This is a genomic window from Alkaliphilus transvaalensis ATCC 700919 (genome assembly GCF_000621485.1).
GTDB lineage: Bacteria > Bacillota > Clostridia > Peptostreptococcales > Natronincolaceae > Alkaliphilus > Alkaliphilus transvaalensis.
This window is the reverse complement of sequence record NZ_KK211286.1, coordinates 96,764-121,027: the sequence shown is the minus strand read 5'-3', so window position 1 is coordinate 121,027 and position 24,264 is coordinate 96,764. Positions and strand designations below refer to the sequence as shown.

At 33.6% G+C, this 24,264-nt stretch carries 22 protein-coding genes; 4 read left to right on the top strand and 18 right to left on the bottom strand.

Features of this window, described 5'->3' with window-relative positions:
• A complete protein-coding gene (locus tag T335_RS21030; protein WP_034328777.1) occupies positions 1 to 1,395 on the bottom strand; it encodes an MATE family efflux transporter in 1,395 nt (464 codons plus the stop codon).
• Between the two features lie 196 nt (positions 1,396 to 1,591).
• Here T335_RS21030 and T335_RS21025 point away from each other — a divergent pair, with 196 nt between their 5' ends.
• Positions 1,592 to 2,437 (top strand): AraC family transcriptional regulator, encoded by an 846-nt coding sequence (locus tag T335_RS21025; RefSeq protein WP_051569354.1) that lies wholly within the window; start codon positions 1,592 to 1,594, stop codon positions 2,435 to 2,437.
• A gap of 47 nt (positions 2,438 to 2,484) precedes the next feature.
• Here T335_RS21025 and T335_RS0115975 read toward each other — a convergent pair whose 3' ends face one another.
• From T335_RS0115975 to T335_RS0115895, 17 genes are all read right to left on the bottom strand, one after another.
• Positions 2,485 to 3,972, bottom strand: a complete 1,488-nt coding sequence (locus tag T335_RS0115975) for a UxaA family hydrolase (protein ID WP_026478431.1) — start codon at positions 3,970 to 3,972, stop codon at positions 2,485 to 2,487.
• Positions 3,972 to 5,420, bottom strand: a complete 1,449-nt coding sequence (locus T335_RS0115970; protein ID WP_026478430.1) for a tagaturonate reductase — start codon at positions 5,418 to 5,420, stop codon at positions 3,972 to 3,974. The genes T335_RS0115975 and T335_RS0115970 overlap by 1 nt, the downstream gene beginning before the upstream one ends.
• 400 nt (positions 5,421 to 5,820) lie before the next feature.
• Positions 5,821 to 6,828, bottom strand: coding sequence for a LacI family DNA-binding transcriptional regulator (locus T335_RS0115965; RefSeq protein WP_026478429.1), 1,008 nt, complete (start codon positions 6,826 to 6,828; stop codon positions 5,821 to 5,823).
• Positions 6,829 to 7,128: 300 nt separating this feature from the next.
• Positions 7,129 to 7,512: a VOC family protein gene (locus T335_RS0115960; RefSeq protein WP_026478428.1), complete on the bottom strand. Its 384-nt coding sequence runs from the start codon at positions 7,510 to 7,512 to the stop codon at positions 7,129 to 7,131.
• 11 nt (positions 7,513 to 7,523) lie between these two features.
• Positions 7,524 to 8,486 (bottom strand): sugar kinase, encoded by a 963-nt coding sequence (locus T335_RS0115955; protein ID WP_278246906.1) that lies wholly within the window; start codon positions 8,484 to 8,486, stop codon positions 7,524 to 7,526.
• Complete coding sequence (locus T335_RS0115950; protein WP_026478426.1) at positions 8,473 to 9,495, bottom strand: sugar kinase; 1,023 nt, start codon at positions 9,493 to 9,495, stop codon at positions 8,473 to 8,475. The genes T335_RS0115955 and T335_RS0115950 overlap by 14 nt, the downstream gene beginning before the upstream one ends.
• 383 nt (positions 9,496 to 9,878) lie before the next feature.
• Positions 9,879 to 10,655: a 2-dehydro-3-deoxy-D-gluconate 5-dehydrogenase KduD gene (gene kduD / locus T335_RS0115945; RefSeq protein ID WP_026478425.1), complete on the bottom strand. Its 777-nt coding sequence runs from the start codon at positions 10,653 to 10,655 to the stop codon at positions 9,879 to 9,881.
• 17 nt (positions 10,656 to 10,672) lie between these two features.
• Positions 10,673 to 11,506 carry a 5-dehydro-4-deoxy-D-glucuronate isomerase gene (kduI, locus tag T335_RS0115940; RefSeq protein WP_026478424.1) on the bottom strand — a complete coding sequence of 278 codons (834 nt, stop codon included), beginning with the start codon at positions 11,504 to 11,506 and terminating at the stop codon, positions 10,673 to 10,675.
• A 35-nt stretch (positions 11,507 to 11,541) separates the two neighbouring features.
• Positions 11,542 to 13,101 (bottom strand): glycoside hydrolase family 28 protein, encoded by a 1,560-nt coding sequence (locus T335_RS0115935; protein ID WP_026478423.1) that lies wholly within the window; start codon positions 13,099 to 13,101, stop codon positions 11,542 to 11,544.
• Between the two features lie 55 nt (positions 13,102 to 13,156).
• A complete protein-coding gene (locus T335_RS0115930) occupies positions 13,157 to 14,080 on the bottom strand; it encodes a carbohydrate ABC transporter permease (protein ID WP_026478422.1) in 924 nt (307 codons plus the stop codon).
• On the bottom strand, positions 14,080 to 14,955 hold the full coding sequence (locus T335_RS0115925; RefSeq protein ID WP_026478421.1) for a carbohydrate ABC transporter permease: 876 nt from the start codon (positions 14,953 to 14,955) through the stop codon (positions 14,080 to 14,082). Before T335_RS0115925 ends, T335_RS0115930 begins: the two co-directional genes overlap by 1 nt.
• Positions 14,956 to 15,122: 167 nt before the next feature.
• On the bottom strand, positions 15,123 to 16,427 hold the full coding sequence (locus T335_RS0115920) for an ABC transporter substrate-binding protein (RefSeq protein ID WP_242837315.1): 1,305 nt from the start codon (positions 16,425 to 16,427) through the stop codon (positions 15,123 to 15,125).
• 223 nt (positions 16,428 to 16,650) lie between these two features.
• The gene (locus tag T335_RS0115915) at positions 16,651 to 17,724 is read right to left on the bottom strand and encodes a glycoside hydrolase family 88/105 protein (RefSeq protein ID WP_026478419.1); all 1,074 of its coding nucleotides are present in this window, start codon (positions 17,722 to 17,724) and stop codon (positions 16,651 to 16,653) included.
• Between the two features lie 31 nt (positions 17,725 to 17,755).
• The gene (locus tag T335_RS0115910; RefSeq protein ID WP_026478418.1) at positions 17,756 to 18,880 is read right to left on the bottom strand and encodes an ABC transporter ATP-binding protein; all 1,125 of its coding nucleotides are present in this window, start codon (positions 18,878 to 18,880) and stop codon (positions 17,756 to 17,758) included.
• 31 nt (positions 18,881 to 18,911) lie between these two features.
• Positions 18,912 to 19,556 (bottom strand): bifunctional 4-hydroxy-2-oxoglutarate aldolase/2-dehydro-3-deoxy-phosphogluconate aldolase, encoded by a 645-nt coding sequence (locus T335_RS0115905; protein ID WP_026478417.1) that lies wholly within the window; start codon positions 19,554 to 19,556, stop codon positions 18,912 to 18,914.
• Between the two features lie 482 nt (positions 19,557 to 20,038).
• A complete protein-coding gene (locus T335_RS0115900; RefSeq protein WP_026478416.1) occupies positions 20,039 to 20,800 on the bottom strand; it encodes an IclR family transcriptional regulator in 762 nt (253 codons plus the stop codon).
• A 118-nt stretch (positions 20,801 to 20,918) separates the two neighbouring features.
• Positions 20,919 to 21,182, bottom strand: a complete 264-nt coding sequence (locus T335_RS0115895; protein ID WP_026478415.1) for a hypothetical protein — start codon at positions 21,180 to 21,182, stop codon at positions 20,919 to 20,921.
• Between the two features lie 160 nt (positions 21,183 to 21,342).
• Here T335_RS0115895 and T335_RS0115890 point away from each other — a divergent pair, with 160 nt between their 5' ends.
• From T335_RS0115890 to T335_RS0115880, 3 genes are all read left to right on the top strand, one after another.
• Positions 21,343 to 21,810, top strand: coding sequence for an MFS transporter (locus T335_RS0115890; protein WP_026478414.1), 468 nt, complete (start codon positions 21,343 to 21,345; stop codon positions 21,808 to 21,810).
• Positions 21,811 to 22,129: 319 nt separating this feature from the next.
• Positions 22,130 to 22,438 (top strand): hypothetical protein, encoded by a 309-nt coding sequence (locus T335_RS0115885; RefSeq protein WP_026478413.1) that lies wholly within the window; start codon positions 22,130 to 22,132, stop codon positions 22,436 to 22,438.
• 315 nt (positions 22,439 to 22,753) lie between these two features.
• Positions 22,754 to 24,262 carry a spore germination protein gene (locus T335_RS0115880; protein ID WP_207640685.1) on the top strand — a complete coding sequence of 503 codons (1,509 nt, stop codon included), beginning with the start codon at positions 22,754 to 22,756 and terminating at the stop codon, positions 24,260 to 24,262.
• Positions 24,263 to 24,264: the final 2 nt, after the last annotated feature.

Here is a 24,264-nt window from a genome sequence, read left to right as displayed (position 1 = left end):
TTAGTTATCTGCAACTAAAGAAACATAGGCCTTCTTACCTTCTCTTTTCAATTTATGAATTACTACAAAACCAACTATTAAGGAGGTTACCCCCACCATTGCATTACTTACCATCATGGCAACACCTACACTTTCACTTCCCAAATTGGTGAAGTTTTGCATAATATAAAGGGTTGGAATTCTAAAGGCAAATAATCTTAGAAAGTTAATTACTAGTGTCAATCGGGTATATCCAAAGCCATATAGTAACCCCATAACTGCCGATGATACAGTGAGGGTCACCAATGCATAAATTTCATAGCTTAAAATCCCTTTTATCACTTTTGCAAACTCTTGGTCTCCAGATACAAATATACCGATCATCTGATCCATAAAAAAGACAGTAACCACTAAACCAAATATTCCTAACCCAATAGTGATGTAGAGGGTTTTTTTAAAGGCATCAATAGCTCTATCAATATTGTTATTCCCCAAGTTCTGACTTATAATTGCAGCCTCTCCATCTTGAAAGCCGTTGGCTGTACTGGTAATTATGCCTGCAATGTTATTTGATACCCCCAAGGCTCCCACCACCATACTTCCATAAAAAGCGCTCATGGAATTTACAATAACTTTCCCAAAGCTAAAGGAGAACTTCTCAAAGAAAATAGGTGAAGCTAAGGTGATAATCGGCATGACAGTCTCTTTTGATAAGTCTATACTTCTATAGGAAAGTCTAAACTCTCCAACAGTAGTCATCATATTATACAAGCCTATTACTGTTAATAAAGTATGGGCAATTAATGTTGCAACTGCCATCATTGTGATGCCATAATTAAATACATATACAAATAAAGCCGTTAAGATCAGCTTAACTAAAATTACTAGCATATTTAGCTTAAGGATAATCTTAGTATTTCCCTTCGCCTTTTCTATGGCTATATAGACATTATTAATAAAAATCGTGACAATCGTAAGTATTTCTACGATAAAGTAACTGGTCCCTACATTAATCAACTCTTCTGGAGTATTTGCAAGCCTTAGTATTGGTCTTGCAAAGGGTAATAGTACCACCAACAATAAGACCCCTATCCCAATTGCTAGGAATAAGACTGTATTAACATATTTTTTGACGTTCTTACTATCACCTGCTCCATAGAACCTTGCTATAATGATGCCCCCTGCCACAGCTAGCCCTGCTCCTACAGCTACAATCATTGTTTTTATTTGTGATAAATAGGCAACTGCAGAAACAACATCAGAACTGATGTGGGCTGCCATCATGGTATCCAGAAAGCTAAATAAATGGTTAAAGGTATTATAGATGGCTAGAGGCAAAGAAATTGATAAAACAACCTTCCAAATACTCCCCTCCAACACAAAACGTCTTCTTTTACTGTTTAAAATTGTACTCATATTATGTCCATCCTCGCTATTTTTTTTTATGTCCCTCACCCTTGCCGATTATGGATCGACCCTAAAGAACTACTATCCCAATTATACATTACCCTCCCGTTACATTCTGCACATTTATTGCCTATTAAGTAAATTTATATGCATATTTTGCTCTAAGCAGATATTCTTATGATATAATTATAGGGAGGTGATAATAATGAAAGAAAATAATATAGAATTTTCTTATCCTGATAATAGTTTTTACTTTTCCCATCGGGAAGTATATGGCCACTTTAACATGCTCTCCCACCATTTTCATAATACTTTTGAAGTATACTACCTATTATCGGGGGAACGATATTATTTCATAAAGGACAGGGTTTTTCATATTAAGCCTGGTAATTTAGTATTAATTAACGAGAATGATCTTCATAAAACCACTGATGCAGATACAAAGGATCACACTAGAATCCTCTTGAACTTTAGTAGAGACTACCTTATGTCAAATAGTCAAACAAACATACTATTAAAGGATCTCTTTACACAGAATATAAATGTAATTCCTCTTCTTCCTACAGATCAGCAGCATGTGGAGGCTCTGTTATATCGAATGAACCATGAAATTCAGCAAAAAACTATCGGTTACGAGATCTCTTTACAGTCACTATTGTTAGAGCTTTTAGTCTATACTAGACGTACAATAAAAGAAGACAATATCAACGGGTTAGATCATCCAAGCCCCATGCATGAGAAAATCTCTGAGATTGTTCAATTCATCAATAGAAACTATAGTAACCCCTTAACCCTGCTGTCTATCTCAAAACAGTTCTATGTTAGTCAATATTATTTAAGTCGAGCCTTCAAACAAGTAACAGGGTTTACTTTTATAGAATATTTGAATAGTGTACGCATACGGGAAGCTCAACTTCTTCTTCGACAATCTAACGAGAAGGTAATTAATATTGGTGAAAAGGTTGGTTTCCAAAATAACTCTCATTTCGGTAGAGTTTTCAAGGAAATTACTAATCTATCACCTCTTCAATATAGAAAGCTTAATAAGTGAAAAAAATGCTGTTATCGATCTCCTTCGAGAACAGCATTTTTTCATTTTTACAAGGTTACACCTGTTTTAAATATTGATATCTCTCTAAAGTTTTGCTTTTCATTATTTACATACTCACCACTAGCAACAGATATAACATACTGAACAAAATCGTCTAAAACTTCTTCCATTGTATGATCCTCCAATAATACACCTGCATTAAAGTCAATCCAATGGGGCTTTAAGTTATATAACTGAGAGTTTGTAGAAATTTTCATTGTAGGAACAAAACTTCCAAATGGTGTCCCTCTACCTGTAGTGAATAATACCATATGGCAACCAGCTGAACCTAAGGCTGTTGCAGCAACAAGGTCGTTTCCTGGTGCATTTAATAGATTTAATCCTTTTTTCTTAATTCTTTCACCATACTTTAATACATCTACAACAGTAGCTTCTCCACCTTTTTGAGTACAACCTAAAGATTTTTCTTCTAATGTACTGATCCCACCAGCTTTATTTCCTGGGGAAGGATTTTCATAGATAGGTTGCTCATGTTTGATAAAGTACTCTTTAAAATCATTAACTAAATTAACGATATTTTCAAATACTGTATCATCTTCAGCTCTATTCATTAGAATTGTTTCTGCACCAAACATCTCTGGTACTTCCGTTAAGATTGTTGTACCGCCTTCTGATATTAAGAAGTCAGAAAAAACGCCTAATAATGGATTTGCAGTGATTCCAGAAAAACCATCAGAACCGCCACATTTTAATCCAATTTTTAATTCTGAAATTGAAACATCTTCTCTTTGATCTTTCTTCATTGCTTCATATAACTCTTTTAGGTATTTAACCCCTTCTTCAATTTCGTCAGAAACCTCTTGAGAAATTAAGAACCTTACTCTTTCTTCCCTAAAATCACCAAGGGCCTTACGGAAGTCTTCCATATGGTTATTTTCACAACCTAACCCTAAAACTAGAACCCCACCACCGTTAGGGTGATTTACAACATCAGTTAAGATTGTTCTAGTATTTATATGGTCATCTCCTAATTGAGAGCAGCCATAGTTATGCTTAAAAACTTCAATAGCATCTATTCCCTCTGGCTGTACTTCTGCCTTAAATCTTTCAATAATTCTTTCAGCTATTCCATTAACGCATCCAACAGTTGGTACAATCCAAAGTTCGTTACGAATACCAACTTCACCGTTTTCTCTTCTATATCCTTTAAAGGTTAAGTTTTTATTTCTCACTTCTAGATCTTTAAGTTGTTGGCTAAATTGATATTCTATTGTACCAGAAAGGTTTGTTTTAATGTTATGGGCATGAACCCAAGCACCAGCTTTTATTTCTTCAACGGCATGACCAATAGGATATCCATACTTAATAACATTTTCACTTTTTCCTAAGTCTACAAGGGCAATTTTATGTCCTCGTTTAACATCCTCAAGAAGTACAAGTTCTTGGTCATCAATATTAATCATTTCACCTTTAGCTAAATCCACTAAAGCTACTACAACATTATCATTCTGATTAATTTTAATATATTTTTTCATTACATCATCTCCTGTAATGCTATTTTTAAGCCAGATTTTTCGATCTTAACTAATTGACTTGCAATTGCATCTGTTAGACCTTCTACTTCATTTAAATCCATTTTCCAGATTCTTTCTGCCCCTAAAACCTCCTTTGTAAGATTATATAGGGCTTCTTCAGAACCATCATTATTGTTCCAAAGCGTAGCAAACATTTCTAAAATATCTTGATCATCTGATAAAGCAATTGGAACCCCGTCTCTTTCTCCCTTATAGAAGGAAATTAAGGATGCCAATGAAAAAACTAATTTTTGAGGTAGCGCATTTTTTCTCTTCTTATATTCTAGTATAGATGGTAATACTCTAGTTTCAAACTTACTCATTGAATTTAAAGCAATACTCATTAAATAGTGCTTAATAAAAGGATTTCTAAAACGATCTAACACATCATTGGCAAATACATCTAATTCTTCTTTTGATAAGTCTAAAGTTGGAATAATCTCTTGGAATATTGCTTCTTTAATATATTTACCAATTACTTCATCTTCTACAGATTCTTTTACTGTTTCGCAACCATATAAATAAGCAACTGGCACCATAGTTGTATGGGCTCCGTTAAGAATTCTTACTTTTCTAGTTCTATATGGGGTCATATCATCAACTACTAAAACATTTAATCCAATCTTATGGGCAGGGAATATATCTTTAATCCATTGGGGTCCTTCAATTACCCAAAGATGGAATTGCTCTGCCTCTACTACAAAGTCATCTACGTATCCTAATTCCTTCGTAATCTCTTCCATTCTTTCCTTTGGTTTACCAGGAACAATTCTATCTACTAAACTATTACAGAAGGTATTTGCTTCATTAATCCAGCTGATAAAACCTTCTTCAAGATTCCATAACTTAGCCAATTTTAAGATGATATCTTTTAATTTTTCTCCGTTTTTATCTATAAGCTCACATGGTATAAAAACCATCCCCTTTGATGGATCTCCATTAAAGGTTCTATATCTATGGTATAAAAATGCAGTTAATTTTCCAGGGAAACTCTGTTGAGGTCGATCCTCTAATTTATCATTCTCATTAAATTCGATACCTGCCTCTGTAGTATTAGAAAATACTAGTTTAAGTTCTGGATTTTCTGCAGCAGCAAGATACAGATCATAGTTTGAAAAAGTATTAATTCCTCTAGTGATAGCGTTGTTTACAGATACTTCACTTAATACCTTTCCATCTTTTATTCCATTCATATAAAGGGTATAAAGTCCATCCTGACCATTAAGTCTTTCTGCTGAAGACCCATTACGAGGTTGGATTACTAAGACACCACTATCAAACCCTGCTTCTTTGTTTAACTTATCCACCATCCAATCAGCAAATCCTCTTAAGAAATTACCTTCACCAAATTGAAGTATCCTCTCTGGGTACTTTTTAAATTCTTTGTAAACACTTTGATTTAACTTCATTAATTTTTCCTCCTTGGGTCTTAAGTATTGTTAACGTGTGCAATTTTGTTAAAATCCCACAATAGATGTAATCTTAAAATGAGATTTTATTTAGGAAATTGCATCTTACCATGGTACTTTAAAAAATATTCTACTTTCTCTCAATACCAGTGCTTCAATAATGAGGCAATCTCCTATTAGTGTTCTATATATCTATTCATTTTTTGATTTTGTATATTTTTCAATATGTTTTTTAATATACTTTTTAATATATTATTTTATATATTTTTATGTTTTTTCAATGTTTTTTTATATTCTTTTATATATATTCTTTTATATAAATACACTTTTTTATATGCTTTTTTATAAATTCTTTTTTTATATTCTTTTATATATTCTTTTGAATATAACTTTACTTTCTTTACCTAACTAATAAATCTTTAACAGAATCTCTCACCTGTAACTCTGTTTTAATATAGATAGCTTCGTCACTTAATGATTTCCCATTAATTAAGTCTATTAATCTTTTAGCCCCTTCTTGACTAATTTTTTCAATTGGTCTTTTAATCGTTGTTAAGGCAGGTGTTAAAAAGGCAGAAAAAACGTTATCATCGAAACCGACAATTGATATATCTTGAGGTACGCTTATTTTCTTCTCTCCTAAAGCCTTCATTGCCCCCACCGCCATATCATCATTGGAACAAAAAACTGCAGTTGGTAATTCTTCTAAGTTAAGAAGTTGTTTCATTGCTTTATAACCACTCTCTAAATCATAGTTTCCTCTAACAAGATACTTTCTATCAAGGGAAATTTGATAATCCATTAAGGCTTCTAAATATCCTTCTCTTCTTTCATGGGTGGATTTAAACCCTTCTTGACCCTCAATAATTGCTATTTTTCTATGGCCCTTTTCAATTAAATGCTTAACGGCATTATAGGCCCCTCTTTTATCATCAGATAATATATTAACAATTTTTTCTTCATCAACTTCTCTGTTAAGAACAACAAGGGGAATATTTTTCTTTAAGACACTATAGATAAAGCTTTTGTCCTTCGTACTTTGACTCATCACGATGATCCCGTCAAAGGTATTTTTATTAATCTGGTTAAAATCTTGATAATCATCAATCCCTTTAACAACTAGGTTATATTGATCTTTAATAACCTCATTAACTCCCTTAACAACCTCATGAAAAAAATGTGATGAGGTTCCTTGTGTTATAGTGGAAAAAAATAGTCCAATATGGTATGATTTATCTAGTACAAGGCTTTTTGCATTGTAGTTAGGCGTATAGTTCAATTCCTTAGCAATAATTTTAATCTTTTCTTTTGTTTCAGAATTGATTAGTGGGCTATCGTTTAATGCTCTTGATACAGTCGTATGGGATACGTTCGCTATTTTAGCAATATCCTTTATCGTAACACTCATTAGTATCACCTCTAACTCTATCTTATCATACCCTGCACACGTTAACAATGCCTTTTTTATAGGTTTTTTATAATACATAGGAAATTATGGTTTTTTAATAGTTACAATCGTCTCAATTTTCCGTAATGCATCTCAACCCAAGCCTACCACTTAATCTTTGTAGGAAAAGCTTTGTTCCATTTTTGAGCACGGAGAAAGCCTGTTAACTTAGCGCGATTAACAGGCTTTTATAGAGTAAATGTTTAGGGGTTTGCAAATAAATAAATCTGAATTTTACACTTAATTTGTATTAATTTTTCTTTATATTAAGCTTTCAGGTCTTTGAATAAAGTGAATAATGTTACCTTCTGGATCCTTAAAGAAGGCTGTCTTAATCCCTTTAGGATTAGACTTAAGTTCATCTATAATTTCTACACCATGATCTAAAAGATTTTGATACTCTTTTTCGATATTATCGGTGGAGAAGGCTAAATGTCTAATACCTTGGTGTTTATTATCTACCGATTCTACTGAAGTCTCCGCTGGATAGATTTCTATCATATTGTTGTCTTCCATCAGTAAAAAATAGGTAGGTTGTTCTTTTTGATTATCATAAACAATTTTGAAATTGAAAAGTTTTATATACCAATCCTTTAATGCCACTGTGTCTTTAGCACATATTCCCACATGTTCTAATCCTAGCACATTCATCATCCTTATCTATCGATATATTGGTTAACTCCCATAAATTCTTTAACCTGAGTTAAGGTTGGAAAGCCCTCCATGTCTCCTCTTACTAGAGTAGCCATTGCCCCGACTGCATTAGCCAGTTTTGCACATCCATGTAAGCTGTCTCCCCTAAGAAGACCCGATAAAAATCCAGCAGCGAATCCATCACCTGCACCTACTGTATCTTCAGGTTTTTCTATTACATATCCTTCAACAAAGGTCTTTTCCTTTTGATTTGAAACGTAACATCCGTCTTTACCAAGTTTGGTAGCTATGGTTTTACATCCCATCCCATGAAAGGCTTCTGTTATTTCGATTGGATCTTCAAGTCCTAATAAAATACGTCCTTCGTCAATTCCAGGGAAAATGATATCTGCTTTTTTTGCTATATCTAGAAGTACTTCCTTTGCTTCATCAATAGACCAAAGTTTTAGACGAATATTAGGGTCAAATGAAACTAGAACATTATTTTTCTTTGCTATTTCTATTGCTTTATACACAGCTTCCCTTGCAGAAGCAGATAAAGCAGGGGTAATTCCTGTAATATGAAAAATTTTGGCTGATGAAATATAGTTATAATCTAGATCTTCTATTTTAAAAAGGCTTGCAGCAGAATGCTTGCGGTAGTAATAAATATTAGGATTAACATGGGCAAATCTTTCTTTGAAGAGTAACCCAGTACTTGCAGTTGAATCCGTTACTACTCTAGATACGTCTACTCCTTCACCTCTTATTACAGATTGAATATATCTACCAAATTCATCATCCCCTAGTTTTGAAAACCAACCCACTTGATGACCTAATCTTGCAAGGGCAATGGCCACATTTGACTCTGCCCCTGCAATAGACTTACTAAAATGATGGGCATATCTCAATGGTCCTGTTGTATCTGGATTAAATAAGACCATTGTTTCCCCAAAGGTGATCACTTCTCTATTATCGTTGTACACGACCTGAACCATCACCTTGTGCTAAAGTCATAACTTCTTCTACTGAAACAAGGTTTGCATCACCAGGGATTGTGTGTTTTAATGCAGATGCTGCTACTGCAAATTCTAATGCATCTTGTAAAGGCATTTCTGTAACTAATCCATAAATTAAACCTGAAGCAAAGGAATCTCCTCCACCAACACGGTCTACAATTCTTACATCATATTTTTTAGATAAATATGATTTTTCACCATCATATAATAATGCTGACCAACCATTATCTGATGCTGAGTAACTTTCTCTTAAAGTAGAAGCTACATATTTGAAACCAAATCTTTCAATTAACTTCTTAGCAACGTCTTCGTATGCAGCGTGGTTAATTTCGCCTTTAGTGATATCTGTATCTTCAGCATGAATACCAAATACCATTTCTGCATCTTCTTCATTTCCAATACATACGTCAACGTATTCCATTAATGAAGCCATAACTTCACCAGCTTTTTCTGGTGTCCAAAGTTTTTTACGGTAGTTTAAGTCCACAGAAACTGTTACTCCCATTTCTTTAGCAGCTTTACATGCTTCAAGGGTAACTGCAGCAGCCTTATCACTTAAGGCAGGTGTAATTCCTGTAAAGTGGAACCAATCTGCTCCATCAAATATTTCTTTCCAGTTAAAATCACTTGTATCAGCTTCAGCGATTGCTGCATGGGCTCTATCATAAATTACTTTTGAAGCCCTTTGAGAAGCTCCAGTTTCAAGGAAGTAGATACCTAAACGATCTCCACCTCTAGCAATATAATCTGTATCTACACCATATTTTCTTAAAGCATTAACTGCGCATTGACCAATTTCATGCTTTGGTACTTTAGTTACAAATCTTGCATCTAATCCATAGTTAGATAAAGAAACACAAACGTTTGCTTCTCCACCACCGTAACATGCATCGAAAGAATCTGCTTGAACAAATCTTGTATATCCTGGAGATGATAACCTTAACATTATTTCTCCTAAAGTTACAACCTTTTTCATTTGATAGCCTCCCTTAATTATTGGTAATATAACATTATTAATTATTAATTATTTGATATATTTCTAGTTATTGATTATTAAATAAATTTCTAATTATTGATTATTGCTGAATAATAACACGATAACATTATGTTTATAGTTTCATTATATGAAATTACGTTTCATAATTCAAAACCTAAAAAAAAGACAATAACATGAATGAGTCTCACTTTCTATGGTTTTTCATCATTTTTCTAGCTTTTTCTCAGTATTTATGTTTTTTTATATTGTATCTTCTCACAAAAGTTATTAAGGGCTTAGGGGGAATTAGACCCACTAATTTTCACCCCCTTAACCCTTAACTAAAATGGGGGAAAAAAATATATATCAAAATGATAAACGAATTATCTTACTAACCAACCGCCATCAACTGCTAAAATGTGACCGTTCATGTAGTTAGAAGCATTAGAAGCTAAGAAAACTGCTGCTGCAGCCAAATCTTCTGGTTGACCCCATCTAGCTGCTGGAATTCGTCCTAAGATTTCGGAATTTCTCTTTTCATCTGCTCTAATAGGTGCAGTATTGGCTGTTTCGATATATCCTGGTGCAATTGCATTAATTTGAATATTTTTCTCTGCTAATTCATTAGCAAAGGCTTTAGTTAAACCCGCAACACCATGCTTTGATGCTGTGTAGGAAGGAACAAACTTCCCACCTTGGAAGGATAACATAGATGCTATGTTGATAATCTTTCCAGATCCTTGTTCAGCCATGTATTTTCCTGCAACTTTTGAAATATAGTAAATAGAGTTTAGGTTAAGATCAATTACCTTTTTCCAAGCATCATTATCACCTTCTAATAATGGTGCACGGTGAATTGTACCTGCATTATTTACTAAGATATCAATTTTGCCATAGGCTTCAACACACTTTTCAACTGCTCCCATTGCATCTGCTTCTTCATCTAGGTTTCCTTGACCGAAGGCAATTTTTACTCCTAAAGCTTCTACTTCTTGTCTCATTTCTTCTACACCACGGTTAGAATGGGTGTAGATAAACAAATCAGCTCCTGCCTGAGCAAGACCTAATGCAATTCCTTTTCCAATCCCAGAGTTTCCTCCAGTAACCATTGCTACTTTACCCTTTAACCCAAAATTGTGATTAACGTAATTATTTTCCATAGTATCCCTCCTAAAGACTATAATAAATCTTTATTGTTAATAAAGTCCATATCAGTAAAGGTTTGATTTTCACCTACCATACCCCAAATAAAGGTATATTTCTTAGTACCTACTCCAGAGTGAATTGACCAAGATGGTGAAATTACCGCTTCTTCATTTCTCATAATAATATGTCTTGTTTCTTTAGGCTCTCCCATCATATGGAATACCATTGCATCTTCATCCATATCAAAATAGAAGTATACTTCCATTCTACGGTCATGGGTATGGGATGGCATTGTGTTCCATACTGACCCTTCTTCTAATAGCGTCATTCCCATTACTAATTGGCAAGACTTGCAAACATTTGGATGTACATACTGATAAATAGTTCTTTGATTAAGTTCAGCAGCTGTTCCTAAAACAACAGGGTTAGCATCTTTAATATTGATTTTAACTGTTGGATAAGATGTATGGGCAGGAGCTGAATTAATATAAAACTTAGCTGGTGTTTTTCCATCTACTGATTTAAAAGAAACTTCCTTTACTCCCATACCAACATATAATCCATCTCTTTTATCCATTTCATACTCTTGTCCATCAAGAATTACGATCCCTTTTCCACCAATATTAATGATTCCTAATTCTCTTCTTTCTAAGAAATACTCTGCACCAATTTCTTTTCCTGCTTCTAACTTTAATTCCTTCTCTACTGGGCACACAGAACCAGCAATCATTCGATCATAATGGGTATATACCATTTTGATTTCATCTGCTTGGAATAAACCTCCCACGTGGAATTCTTCTCTTAATCTCTCAGTATCATAATGCTTAGCATCTTTATTGCTTGATGCATATCTAATCTCTAGCATATTACTCCCTCCTAAATTTTAAATAATATATCTACTTAATTATTCAGCTGATCTACCTCTACATATGTAAAGGCTTCGCCAATAACATCATCTATAGAAACATTCTTTATTGTCACATTTGTGGCATTGCCAATGAAAAAGCCTGCTTTTACTTGCTTATCTAAGAAGCTCATCATTGCGGGGAAATCTTCTTTTGCATCTTCTGCAAAAGTAATTTCAATGTTTTCTAAGTGGATATTTTCAATTTTTCTCTCAGGTAATCCGTAGAAAAACCCTGCAGCGACTTCACTGTCTTCACATTTAATATCTTTATAATAGATATTTCTAATCGTTGGAGTGCCATCATCTACTGGTAGCTTTTCTTTACTCCATACATATTCTGTTTTACCATCTGGATCACAGAAGTAGAAGGCGTTAATAACAAATGGTGTTAAAACCTTTTTCATAAGGATATTTTCTGCAAAAAGACCATTAATAATACCGTCTTTGCCTCTTCCTCTTCGTGTTTTGACACGAATTCCTCTATCAGTTTCCTCAAATATACATTGACTAGCTACAATGTTCTTTATTCCACCTGCCATTTCACTACCAATAACAATAGCACCATGGCCAAATTTCATATGACTGTTTCTGATAATAATATTTTCTGACGGTGTTTTTAGTTTTCTTCCAAGATAAATTTTTCCTGATTTGATGGCAATACAGTCATCACCAACAGAAAAGTCTACACCAAGAATTAAGACATTCTTGCATGACTCAGGATTAATTCCATCGGTATTTGGTGAGTCTTTTGGGTTGATTACATTTAGATTAATAAATTTAATGTCTTGACAAAATAATGGATGCACTGTCCATGACGGAGAATTCTGTACTGTAACTCCTTCAACAAGTACATTTTTACAATCCCTTAGGAAAAGTAATCTAGGGCGCCATGCGATACGCTTAACTTTAGCATCCTCCCACCAATTTTCAAAGGAAGCATTACCATCAATCGTACCTTCCCCTGTTATAATTACATTTTCTACGTTAATTCCAGTAAGTAAGCTGGCAAAGCAATCCATAGGATCACCTTCCCAAGAACCAAGATAAAATTCATCTGTTCCATCATTTGTTTCAGTTAGTCCTGGTAATATAGGGTAATGCTCTCTTACAGTACTTCCCAGTAAGGTTGCTCCCTTTTGAATTTCTAAAGTCATATTGCTCTTTAAGAAGATGGGGGTCGATAGATACTTTCCTTCGGGGATCACTACCCTACCATTTGCTGGACAAGATAGTATTGCGGCTTGAATAGCCGCAGTATCATAGACTTCCCCATTACCTACAGCACCAAAATCCTTTACATTTAAAGTTACATATTCTTGATTAGTTCTAAAAACTTTGATATTACTAGTTGTAGTATCATCTAGAGCCTTAACGTATACTTCATATTCTTTGTTAGGCTCTAGATCATATATAGTGACAACATTATTTCTAGTAACCTTTGCAACTTGATTATTAACATATACTTCAAAATCTTTTACAGCATATACACACTGATTATTAGCTAATTCAATGGTTACGCTTCGGGATGTGACAGTTATAATTTCAAATTTCATTTTTTACCTTTCACCTCGATAGTAGTTTTTTCAGCAGTTATATGCTAATACTCTATTATCCCTTCATACCTGTAGTTGTTATACCATCTACAAAGTGCTTTTGTGCTAAGAAGAATACCACTAGTGAAGGAATTAATGCGATTACTGACATGGCAATAATTTGATTCCAATTTACTAGTGCACTGGCATCCATTGACATCTTCAATGCAATAGATACTGGGTATTTCTCAACACTAGATAAATAAATAAGTGGGCCTAAGAAATCATTCATTGTCCACATGAACTGGAATAATGCAACTGAAATCATTGCTGGTTTTAGCATTGGTATTAAGATATATACTAATACCTGGAAGGAATTACATCCATCAATTACAGCTGCTTCTTCAAGATCCTTTGGTAGACCTCTCATGAACTGAATCATCATAAATACGAAGAAAGCATCTACAGCAAAGGCTGCTGGCACAACTAGTGGTTTATAGCTATTTAACCACCCAAATTCCCTAAACATTAAATATTGAGGAATTCTTAATACAACATTCGGTAATAATAATGTTGCGATCAAAATTGAAAATAAATATTTTTTACCAGGAATTTTAAACCTTGCAAATCCATAGGCTGTTAACGTAGTTGAAATTACAGTTAAAATAACCTTAGGAATTACAATTTTGAAGGTATTTGCAAAATAAGTTGTAAAAGTATATTGAGTTGAAGTATTCCAACCTCTAACATAGCCAGAAAAATCAAAGCTACTTGGAAGGAAACCAATAGACGTAAATATTTCTGCATTTGTTTTAAAGGATGCACCAATTAACCATACTAAAGGATAAAGCATGAATAATCCAACAATAGCTAAAATAGTATATCTAAGGGCAGCATTTATTTTATTACGTCTAATTCTTCTCTTTCTTAAAATTAGATCATTTTCAGGTAGATTACTTAAATCAACATTAGATTTTTTTTGTTTAATTTCTGTTTTCATTATTCATCTCCCCCATCATAGTGAACCCAGTACTTTTCAGATTTAAAGGTAATTAGTGTAAATACCATGATAATTGCGAATAGGAACCAAGAAAGAGCACTACCATAACCCATTCTAAAATATTTAAAGGAGTTATCATAAATATATAATGGGAATAAATAGGTTGAATTTAAAGGTCCACCACCAGTAATGATATATGGTCCATTAAACTCTTGGAATGCCTGAACTAACTGCATAATAAAGTTAAAGAATACAATTGGTGTAATTAATGGTAACGTGATCTTAAAGAAGATATGAGTTTTTGATGCACCATCAATTCTTGCAGCTTCATATAATGATTCTGGAATATTCTTTAATGCTGCTAAGAAGATAACCATCGGTGAACCAAATTGCCATACCCTCAATAAACTGATGGTAAAGATGGCATACCTCGGGTTTCCTAACCAGCTGATTGGATCTACTCCGAAATTTCCGATAATCATGTTAATTAAACCTGTATCTGCAAATAAAAATCTCCATAAAACAGCGATAGCAACACTTCCTCCTAAAATAGAAGGTAAATAATATGCTGTTCTAAAGAAGTTAACACCCTTTAGTTTAAAGTTTAAGATATATGCTATAAATAAGGCAAAAGATAATTTTAATGGAACAGTAACAAATACATATATGAAAGTAGTTCTTAATGACTTCCAAAACAATGGTGTATCCATCATTGTTCTATAGTTACTTAAGCCAACAAAGCTTGGCGAAGAGATTAAGTTATAATCCGTAAAGCTTAAAACAAAAGATGCTATAAATGGAAATGCAGTAAATGCAATGATTCCTATAAGCCATGGTAAAATATAAAGTATTCCTACGTGCTTTTTAAGCTTCATAAATGCCTCCTTCTAGTATTAACAAAGTCTACCTAAGGACAATTTAAAGGGATGACTTTGTTGAAACTCATTACGTAAAGTTCTTTAACTTAAAATCATTAAAGTAGAACTTTCCTATTCGTTATAAATAAGGGAGAGAAATCTCTCCCCTATTTTAATTTACCTACTTATTTTGCTAATTCTGCTACTAAACGATTAACAGTGGTGATGATTTTTTCAGCTGCTTGTTGAGCATTGATTTGTCCATAACCATATTCTTCAATAACTTGTCTGTAGAATGCTTGTAATTCAGCATCTTCGAAGTATGGGCTGATACCAACTCCTAAGTTATCGATAACTTTTACGTTACCTTCATAACCTAAACCAGAAAGTAAACCTAAGTCTTGAAGTGTATCTTTAGCTGCTAAGTTAGCAGGAATTCCTCTTGTAGTTCCTAAGATTTCAGAAGCTTCTTTATCAGAAACTAAGAAGTTTAGGAATTTAGCTGCTGCTTCAGGATGCTTAGTGTTTTTGTTAATAGAGTATGCCATAGATACTTTTGCTAAAGCTGATGGATGAGATCCAATACCTGTTAAGAAGTCTCCTGTAACAATTTTTTGGTCTCCTTCAAGTGCTGCTTGGAACTTATCTATAGCACTATCCCACTCGTAAGTTCCACCATATCTACCTTGGATCCAACTTGGAGTTTGGTCAACTGGAACGTTACCTGCAGCTCCTCTAGATTCCATAGAAGGTGTAACCCCTGCTTCTACCATGCTGTTGTAGTATTCTAAAGCTTCAACTAATTGAGCTTCAGTATAAGCTACTTTGTTATCAACGATAAATGGCTTACCAGTTTGTTGCTCTAAATAATATAATAACATTAAAAATGCTCCGTATTGATCTAAATCAATTGGGTAGTAATCGTTTCCTAAAGTTGCTTGGAATACTTCTGCTGCTGCAAATAAATCATCAAATGTTTGAGGAATTTCTACACCAGCTTTTTCATAAGTTGATCCATTCCAGTAGAATACTTTACCACCAATACCAACTGGAAGACCATTTACTTTACCATTAATAGTTGTTTGGTCTAAGATCGCTGACTCGTAGTTGTCTAAGTTAATGTCTGCTAGAGTGCTTAAGTCATAGAAACCGTTACCATCTTTAGAGAAGATATATAACCAGTTCCAGTTTACTTGTAGAACATCAGGAGCTGTATTACCAACCATTTGAGTTGTTACTTTCTCCTGATGACCTTGCCAACCACCATACTCTGCTTCAATCTTAATGTTTGGATACTTTTCTTCGAATAATGCAATTGCTTCTAAAGTTGCCTCATGTCTAGCGTCTCCACCCCACCATGAGAATCTTAGTGTTACTTGCTCTTCTCCATCTGCGTTTGTTGCAGGCTTATTACCAGCACAAGCTGTTAATAACATTACTAATGTTAGTAATACTGCTACTACCTTTGCCATTTTTTTCATGTTTTTCATGTCCTCCCTTTATATATTCTTTATTCCCTTTTTAATAGCTTATATCTTTTTTCTTTTTTACCGCTATTAAATTAGGGTATAAAAAACTTGATTATTGGATAAATACTCCTACTAATGCAGTTATTACAGAGGCTCCACAGCATTTAGCTGAGTATTTACCATAACATCTAATGATGTTTATGGCAAGAGTCCAAATAACGGTAAAGCCTCATTTAATCTGTAATTAAGCCAATCTTAGAAATTCGCTGTAGGCCATTAGGAATGCCCCTACACCTTTAGGATCATTTGGAACTATTTTTTCTGAGATATAGTATTCGTAGCTTCCATCTCGATAAGGAACATTTCCTAAACCAGCAACGCCACAAATACCCCCAAGTTCGTTATTTACAGTATCTAGGTACTTATCCATGGTAGTTTTTAATGCTTTAACACCATTCTCCTTCATACTTTGTGGCAAATAACCTAATCTAACTCCCTTTAAAATAGAATAAGCAATCATTAATGTGCCAGATGTCTCTAGGTAGTTTCCTTCACGGTTACCTTGGTCTAAAACTTGATACCACATTCCACTATTTCCATCTTGGTATTTTACTAAACCTTCAATTGCTTCTACTAACATAGCTTGTAGATCTTTTCCAATATTAGAATCAGAACCTACTATTTCTAAAGTATCAACTAGTGCCATAACAAACCAACCCATAGCTCTACCCCAGAAGTTTTCTGACAAACCAGTTTCAGGATTACTCCATCTTTCTGACTTAGTTTCATCATAACCATGGTAGTATAATTCTTTACTTGCATCCCAAATTCTCTTCTTAACTGTTAAGAATTGTTGATGGATATCATCTAATCCTTTTGAACTATTGAAATCCTTTTCATACTTTGCGTAAAAAGGCATTGCCATATATAATCCATCTAACCAAACTTGATTTGGGTATATTTTCTTATGCCAGAAATTTTTCTCTTGAGTTCTTGGATGTTGTTCAAGTTGCTCTCTTAGAAGCTCTACTGCTTTTTTGTATTTATCCTCGCCAGTAGTCTCATAAACATCAAATAGCACTTTTCCAGCATTAACATTATCTATATTGAATTCATCTATTTCGTAGTTATTGATGTTACCATCTTCTGCAATAAATTCAGCTAACTTTCTAATGATAAAGTCAAAATAATATTTTTCGCCAGTTACTTTGTATAAATCTAAAGCGCCTTTATAAATACATCCATCTTCATAATTCCATTTTTCTTTATAGGCTGTATAATTGTCTAAATAGTTTTCTATAAATGTTTTAACACTCATGTTTAATCTCCTTAAATTTTATTTCTTTCTATTATAAAGAAATATTTTCTTCCGTTTCAAAATCAAATATATGACACTTATTTAAATCGAACCAGAATTTATAATCTTTACCTAAAGCAATTCTACTAATTTTCTCTGGGTTTAAACGAGAAATATATTGCTCTTCACCTACATTGAAATAAACAAACTCTTCATTACCCATTTGTTCTACTACAGTTACTGAACCATTTACGTAGTTTTCATTTTCTGATGGGTGAGTTTCAGCAGATCTAACATGTTCTGGTCTTATACCAAACCAGATCTTCTTACCTACATAATCTTTAACCTTCTTAGCTTTTTCCTCAGGTAAAATTAAAGTTTGACCACTTACTTTAACAACTACCTTGCCATTTTCAGAAACTAGTTCTCCTGGAGCAATATTCATCGCTGGTGCCCCAATAAAGGAAGCAACAAACTTATTAGCCGGCTTGTTATATAAGTTTAATGGTGTATCAACCTGCATGATTCTACCAAACTTTAACACACAAATTCTATCTCCCATTGTCATAGCCTCTACCTGGTCATGGGTTACATAGATCATTGTAGCTGGTTGACCTTCTGCCTTTAACTGTTGGTGTAGCTGGTTTATTCTAACCCTCATTGATACCCTTAATTTAGCATCTAAGTTTGATAAAGGCTCGTCAAACAAGAACACTTCTGGTTTTCTAACGATCGCTCTACCAACTGCTACCCTTTGTCTTTGTCCACCAGACATTTCTTTAGGTTTTCTGTCTAAAAGGTCAGTTATTTCTAACTTTTCAGCAGCATCTCTAACTCTTTTATCAATTTCATCCTTTGGTGTCTTCTGAAACTTAAGACCAAAAGCCATATTGTCATATACAGTCATATGGGGATATAGAGCGTAGTTTTGGAAAACCATTGCAATTCCTCTATCTTTAGGTGGCACTTCATTAACACACTTGTCACCAATCCAAATTTCTCCACCAGTTATATCTTCAAGACCAGCAATCATTCTTAGGGTAGTTGATTTTGAACATCCTGATGGTCCAACAAATACCATGAACTCACCATCTTTAATTTCTAAATCAATACCATGAACTGCTTTAAATCCATTAGGATATTCCTTTTCTACTTTTTTTAATATTACCTCAGCCATATTCTCGCTCCTTTTAACTTTGGTTTTTATGTTAAGGTCTAACCTCTTTCACTTTCTTTACAAATGCTTTTGCTGTTTCAGTTACTAATTCATAATTCCCAGTTTTTGCTCCAGCTGTAAGTTCTCCACCTACACCTACTGCTATACAACCATTTTTAATCCATTCCCCTACATTGTCTAGGTTAACTCCACCTGTTGGCATTAATACCGATTGAGGTAGTGGTCCTTTTACTGCTTTAATAAAATCTGGACCATATACACTTCCTGGGAATACTTTAACTACATCTGCGCCAGCTTCCATCGCCTTAACGATTTCAGTAATTGTCATACAACCTGGCATATATAAAACTTGATAACGATTGCACAATTTTGCAGTTTCTAAATCAAAGGCCGGACTTACAATAAATTCTGCTCCTGCCAAGATGGCAATTCTCGCAGTTTCGCTATCTAAAACTGTTCCTGCTCCTAAAATCAACTCATCAGATGTAAACGTTTCTTTAAGAGAAGCGATTACCTTATCTGCGCCTGGCACTGTAAAGGTAATTTCGATCCCAGGGATTCCACCATCTATACAAGCTTTAGCGATTTTTTTAGCCGTTTCTGCATTCTCTGCTCTAACTACTGCAACTACACCAGTATCAGCGATTCTTTTTAGGTTATTTATCTTAGGTATCACCCAAAACCCTCCTTCAATTTGTTTCAAATTATAAACTATAGTTTCATTATACGAAATTAAGTTTCAGAATACAATATGAATTTTAGCTAAATATCGTTATTATTCTTAATTTTTATAACCATACTTACTTTTTCATTATATTTCATTATTTTTCATATTTTTTTGGAAAATTACTCAAGTGAGTTATAATCTCATTTTAGCCCTGTAATAGTTTTTGTTGATAGCTAATTTCATATGTATTGATATAGATTTTTTCTTTTATATAGATTTTTTTCTTTGCGAATTAGTTTAAATTAGTTTAAAAAAATTCTTCCTTCTGAAGATTTAGATGATGACTTTAGGTGAATAAACTATATCACTTACACAATTTATCCATTGAATTGATTATCTGCTTATGTTGAAAATCATTACGTAAAGTTTTCTTATTTTAAAAATAATTAAAGACATACTTTCCTATTGGTATAAAAAAAAGCTTAGTTACACTAACCTCTGTAACCAAGCTCTTTTGAAATCAAACCACAATATTGAATTAATAACTTTGAGAAGGGCTCAACTTTATCTTTAGTCACCCTGATGGTAGGGCCAGAAATACTAATAGCACCAGCAATTTCTCCCGTGTGATTTAACACTGCACTACCTATACATCTTACTCCTAGTTCGTTTTCCTGTTCATCGATGGCATATCCCTGTTGCCTAACTTTTCGAAGCTCTGTCTCCATATCCTCAAAGCTTGTAATCGTGTATTCTGTATACTTTTTAATATCACTGGATTCCCAAATTTTCTTAATTTCCTCTTGGGGAAGGTATGACATTATAGCCTTTCCTACAGCAGTACAATACATGGAACTTCTTCTTCCAATTCTCGAGACCATTCTAATTGTATTATCAGACTCCATTTTATCAATGTAAACAATTTCATTCCCATCCCTAATTACAAGATGAATCACTTCATTGGTTTCATTTCTTAGCTCCTTAAGATAGGGTTTAGCCACACTGAAAATATCCATGGTTTCAATTCTTTTATTTCCTAGCTCGAATAGTTTAATTGTAATATGATATTTATTTGAATTAGGGTCTTGATACACATAACCTTTATGAATTAAAGTTGACAATAGACGATGAACTGTGCTTTTGTGTAGTTTTATTTTTGCACTTAATTCTGTAATCCCTAATCCTTCTTCGTAATCTGAAAGTACTTCTAATATTGTTAATGTTCTGTCTACTGACTGAACTATATCACTCATTTATGTAATCCCCTTTCAACGACCATTGAATATTTTCCTTTCTATATTAACACAAATAATTTTTAATATAAACATTTTTTTATTTCATGTTAATTTTACCCCTACTAAAACCAACAGTTTACCCCCTCAATTTCTTGATTTGACTCTGTATCGACTTCATATCATAATTTTTAAAATGTTTTTTCCCATTTATGATAATAGCTTGATCATCAATTCTGTGCTTAAGGGTAAAATATCTTTTCTCTGACACTTCCAATTCTTCATCAGTATTTGTTTTAAACTCTTCTATTTTCCATTTTCGACCTTCTTGCCAAACAACAAAGCTTTTGACACCTTCTTCAAGATCATTTTGTATCATTTCTACTAGTTCTTGTAGCTTCATAGCTGTTCCTCCTTCTTAGGTACATATTAGTTCTATCATTTCTAAATGATTTATATTAAATTATCTCCTTTAATTTACCATAACAAACTAGGATAAGCAAAGCTTTTATAAAACTACTATATTATTTATGATAAACCATGATTAAAACGAGATGACAGAATTGAAGAAAAAACTAACTCCAAAGCTATTTATTATTTTATTTTCTGGCATTACATCATTATCCTTCACATTAATTTTTACAGTAAGTAGTATTTATTATATTGAAGTTATCAAATTAGACCCTCTCCAATTGATTTTAGTAGGGACTTTATTGGAATCTGTCTATTTTTTATTTAAGATCCCTACTGGCATTATTGCTGATGTATATAGTAGAAGGCTATCCATTATTATAGGTACAGTATTAATTGGTGTTGCCTTTTTATTTGAGGGAATTATCCCCCTATATTTAGTTGTTCTTTTGTCACAATTTTTATGGGGAATCGGTGCAACTTTCTTAAGTGGTACAACTGAAGCATGGATCGCTGATTTTATTGATGACTATCAAATTGAAGTTAGGAGGTCTACAACCTATTTCATGGTTCGGGATCATCAATGCAGTCGGCGTAATTCTAAGTGCCCTACTCGTTAAACAAGTCGATCCCTCTGTCCTATCTACGGTACAATCAACAGAAGGTCAACTAAACTCATTGGGACAGATAATTGGAGAACCTATTATTGGATTAGTGGCTGCATAGGATCTATCTCTTCTGGTATAAAAGCTTCTAGTTTTCTTATGTTTCCTAGTTTGATATCATATTTAATAATTTACAGAAAAAATGCCTTTAGCAATGTATTAAGCAAAAATTAGTTCAACAAAGTTCTTTCTTATTAAAGGAAATAGGGATAAATTATTTTTTTCTAGTTAATATAATTCTATAGACTAAACCTATAGAAAGGATGTATATCAAATGAAATTACACCAAGAAATCACTTGCCCCCAATGTTTAAATAATGGCTTTACAGCTAAATACGAATCTACCTATGTTTATTCCTATAAGATAGAGGAACACAACCAAGGAAAGAAAAGTGAAGATGATGTACTCCCATTTTTATTTGATAATCGAGAACAAAAGGACGCTAAGCAGTATATCGAATGTGGCCATTGTCATGCCCAATATCCCTGTCGATTTACTTTAGATTCTAATCGGATTGACTTTACGATAGTTCAAAAGGCCCTTAGGGGAGATTATGCTAAAGAACCAGAGTTTTTTGGTTAATAGTAGGATGCTAAAGATTATTGAAGAAATTGCGTAATTGATATTATATTTATATTAATACAAAATAAAAACTTCGCTGCTTAGTGTTCAACGAGTGATATCAATGATGTTAGAAACTTTCATACTAACAGTTCAATATTATAAACATTTGTAATTAGTATTAAAGTTTATAACAAAGCGACTGCCTCGAAATCTAAGATTTCGGCCATCTGCTTTTCACAATGGGCGACTTAGTTTTTATTTTTGCATAAATCGAATATAAATTCATTGTATGGTATAATGCAATTTCCTCTATTATTATAAGGAGGAGAACTATTGGATCTAAGAAGAATATTAAAGAATTATTTTGCCAGCAAAAGCAACCCCCCTATAATAGAAGAAGATTTTTTATTACCTGAGTCTAAAGGTCCAATTACTAAAGAAAATATCATAAAGGAACTAATAGACTTAGATGATGCAGTAATCAAAGATATCACTGTTGCAGATGAGTCTGTGACTATTATCTATATGCATTCCTTAGTAGATTTATCTGTTTTACAACAGATTGTATTAGACCCTCTTTATAGGCAGGGGATCGAGTCTCTTGAATTAACTTTTCAGACTGCAAAAAAAATTAGTAATCAAGAACTTCCAACTTTAATTTTAGAGGTCTTAAAGGGTTCTACTATCCTTATTAACCTCAAAAGGAATCTTATTTTAAGTATCAATACCCTAAGTGCTCCAAATAGGGAACCTTCAGAACCAGAATCAGAAACAACGGTTTTGGGTCCACAATATGGATTTGTTGAGTCTCTTAATATAAATCTTTCTTTAATAAGAAGGGCAATTTGTAACCCCGCTTTGAAAAGTAAAATATTTCCACTTGGAACAGAAACTCGTAATGAGGTTTCTATTCTATATATGGAGAATATCGCTAACCCTGAAAATGTCGAGCGGGTGTTTTATCGTGTAAAGAATATAGAATTTCAAGGTTTTTTTGGATTGGGTGTACTTAAACAGATGTTGGAGGACAAACCCTATTCTCCGTTTCCTCAATTTGGTATTACCCAAAGAGTAGATGCCGCAGTTAGTGCTCTTTTAGATGGAAGGATTTTAGTTTTTTTAAATGGTAGCCCAGAAGCAGCTATATGTCCTACCTGTTTTACAGAAATGTTTATATCAACTGAGGATTATTATAATCGTTGGACAACTGGCTCTCTCCTTAGACTCCTTAGAATCTTAGGTTTTTTTGCAACAATCCTTTTGACACCCACCTATATTTCTATTTTAACTTTTCATCCTGAAGTATTACCGATAGAACTGATGACATTACTGACAGAGTCTCGGGCAAGAGTTCCTTTCCCTCCGTTGTGGGAGGTTTTAATTATAGAGTTAGTTATTGAAATTTTACGGGAAGCTGGGGCTAGAATGCCTAGTAAAGTAGGACAAACTTTAGGGATTGTAGGTGGTATTGTTATTGGTACAGCAGCAGTAGAGGCTGGTCTTGCTAGTAACATTCTTATTGTTCTTGTAGCCATATCTGCTCTACTTTCATTTATGCCACCAAACTTTTTAATGAGTAACGCCAGCCGTTTTGTACGATACATATTTATATTTGCAGCTGGTATCCTTGGCTTTTTAGGACAAACCCTAGCTTTTGCCTTTATGATAAACCACCTATTAAATATTACTTCTTTAGGGACACCCTACATGACCCCCTTTATCCCTAGATCAGGTACCGATTTATTTGATGGTCTTGTTAGAGCTCCGATTGGTTTTTTTACCAATCGCAAAGGATTTTCAAGGGCAAAAAAATCTTTTACCCGACCTTTAGATGAGGAGTGATA

Excerpts from the sequence above, each read along its gene's own strand:
- kduI (WP_026478424.1), bottom strand. The coding sequence starts at position 11,506 with ATGCTAGAGATTAGATATGCATCAAGCAATAAAGATGCTAAGCATTAT.
- T335_RS0115930 (WP_026478422.1), bottom strand. The coding sequence starts at position 14,080 with ATGAAAACAGAAATTAAACAAAAAAAATCTAATGTTGATTTAAGTAAT.
- T335_RS0115950 (WP_026478426.1), bottom strand. The coding sequence starts at position 9,495 with ATGAAAAAGGTTGTAACTTTAGGAGAAATAATGTTAAGGTTATCATCT.
- T335_RS0115910 (WP_026478418.1), bottom strand. The coding sequence starts at position 18,880 with ATGGCTGAGGTAATATTAAAAAAAGTAGAAAAGGAATATCCTAATGGA.
- T335_RS0115915 (WP_026478419.1), bottom strand. The coding sequence starts at position 17,724 with ATGAGTGTTAAAACATTTATAGAAAACTATTTAGACAATTATACAGCC.
- T335_RS0115975 (WP_026478431.1), bottom strand. The coding sequence starts at position 3,972 with ATGAAAAAATATATTAAAATTAATCAGAATGATAATGTTGTAGTAGCT.
- T335_RS0115895 (WP_026478415.1), bottom strand. The coding sequence starts at position 21,182 with ATGAAGCTACAAGAACTAGTAGAAATGATACAAAATGATCTTGAAGAA.
- T335_RS21030 (WP_034328777.1), bottom strand. The coding sequence starts at position 1,395 with ATGAGTACAATTTTAAACAGTAAAAGAAGACGTTTTGTGTTGGAGGGG.
- T335_RS0115900 (WP_026478416.1), bottom strand. The coding sequence starts at position 20,800 with ATGAGTGATATAGTTCAGTCAGTAGACAGAACATTAACAATATTAGAA.
- T335_RS0115935 (WP_026478423.1), bottom strand. The coding sequence starts at position 13,101 with ATGAAATTTGAAATTATAACTGTCACATCCCGAAGCGTAACCATTGAA.
- T335_RS0115925 (WP_026478421.1), bottom strand. The coding sequence starts at position 14,955 with ATGAAGCTTAAAAAGCACGTAGGAATACTTTATATTTTACCATGGCTT.
- T335_RS0115965 (WP_026478429.1), bottom strand. The coding sequence starts at position 6,828 with ATGAGTGTTACGATAAAGGATATTGCTAAAATAGCGAACGTATCCCAT.
- T335_RS0115885 (WP_026478413.1), top strand. The coding sequence starts at position 22,130 with ATGAAATTACACCAAGAAATCACTTGCCCCCAATGTTTAAATAATGGC.
- T335_RS0115970 (WP_026478430.1), bottom strand. The coding sequence starts at position 5,420 with ATGAAGTTAAATCAAAGTGTTTACAAAGAATTTAAAAAGTACCCAGAG.
- T335_RS21025 (WP_051569354.1), top strand. The coding sequence starts at position 1,592 with ATGAAAGAAAATAATATAGAATTTTCTTATCCTGATAATAGTTTTTAC.
- kduD (WP_026478425.1), bottom strand. The coding sequence starts at position 10,655 with ATGGAAAATAATTACGTTAATCACAATTTTGGGTTAAAGGGTAAAGTA.
- T335_RS0115920 (WP_242837315.1), bottom strand. The coding sequence starts at position 16,427 with ATGAAAAACATGAAAAAAATGGCAAAGGTAGTAGCAGTATTACTAACA.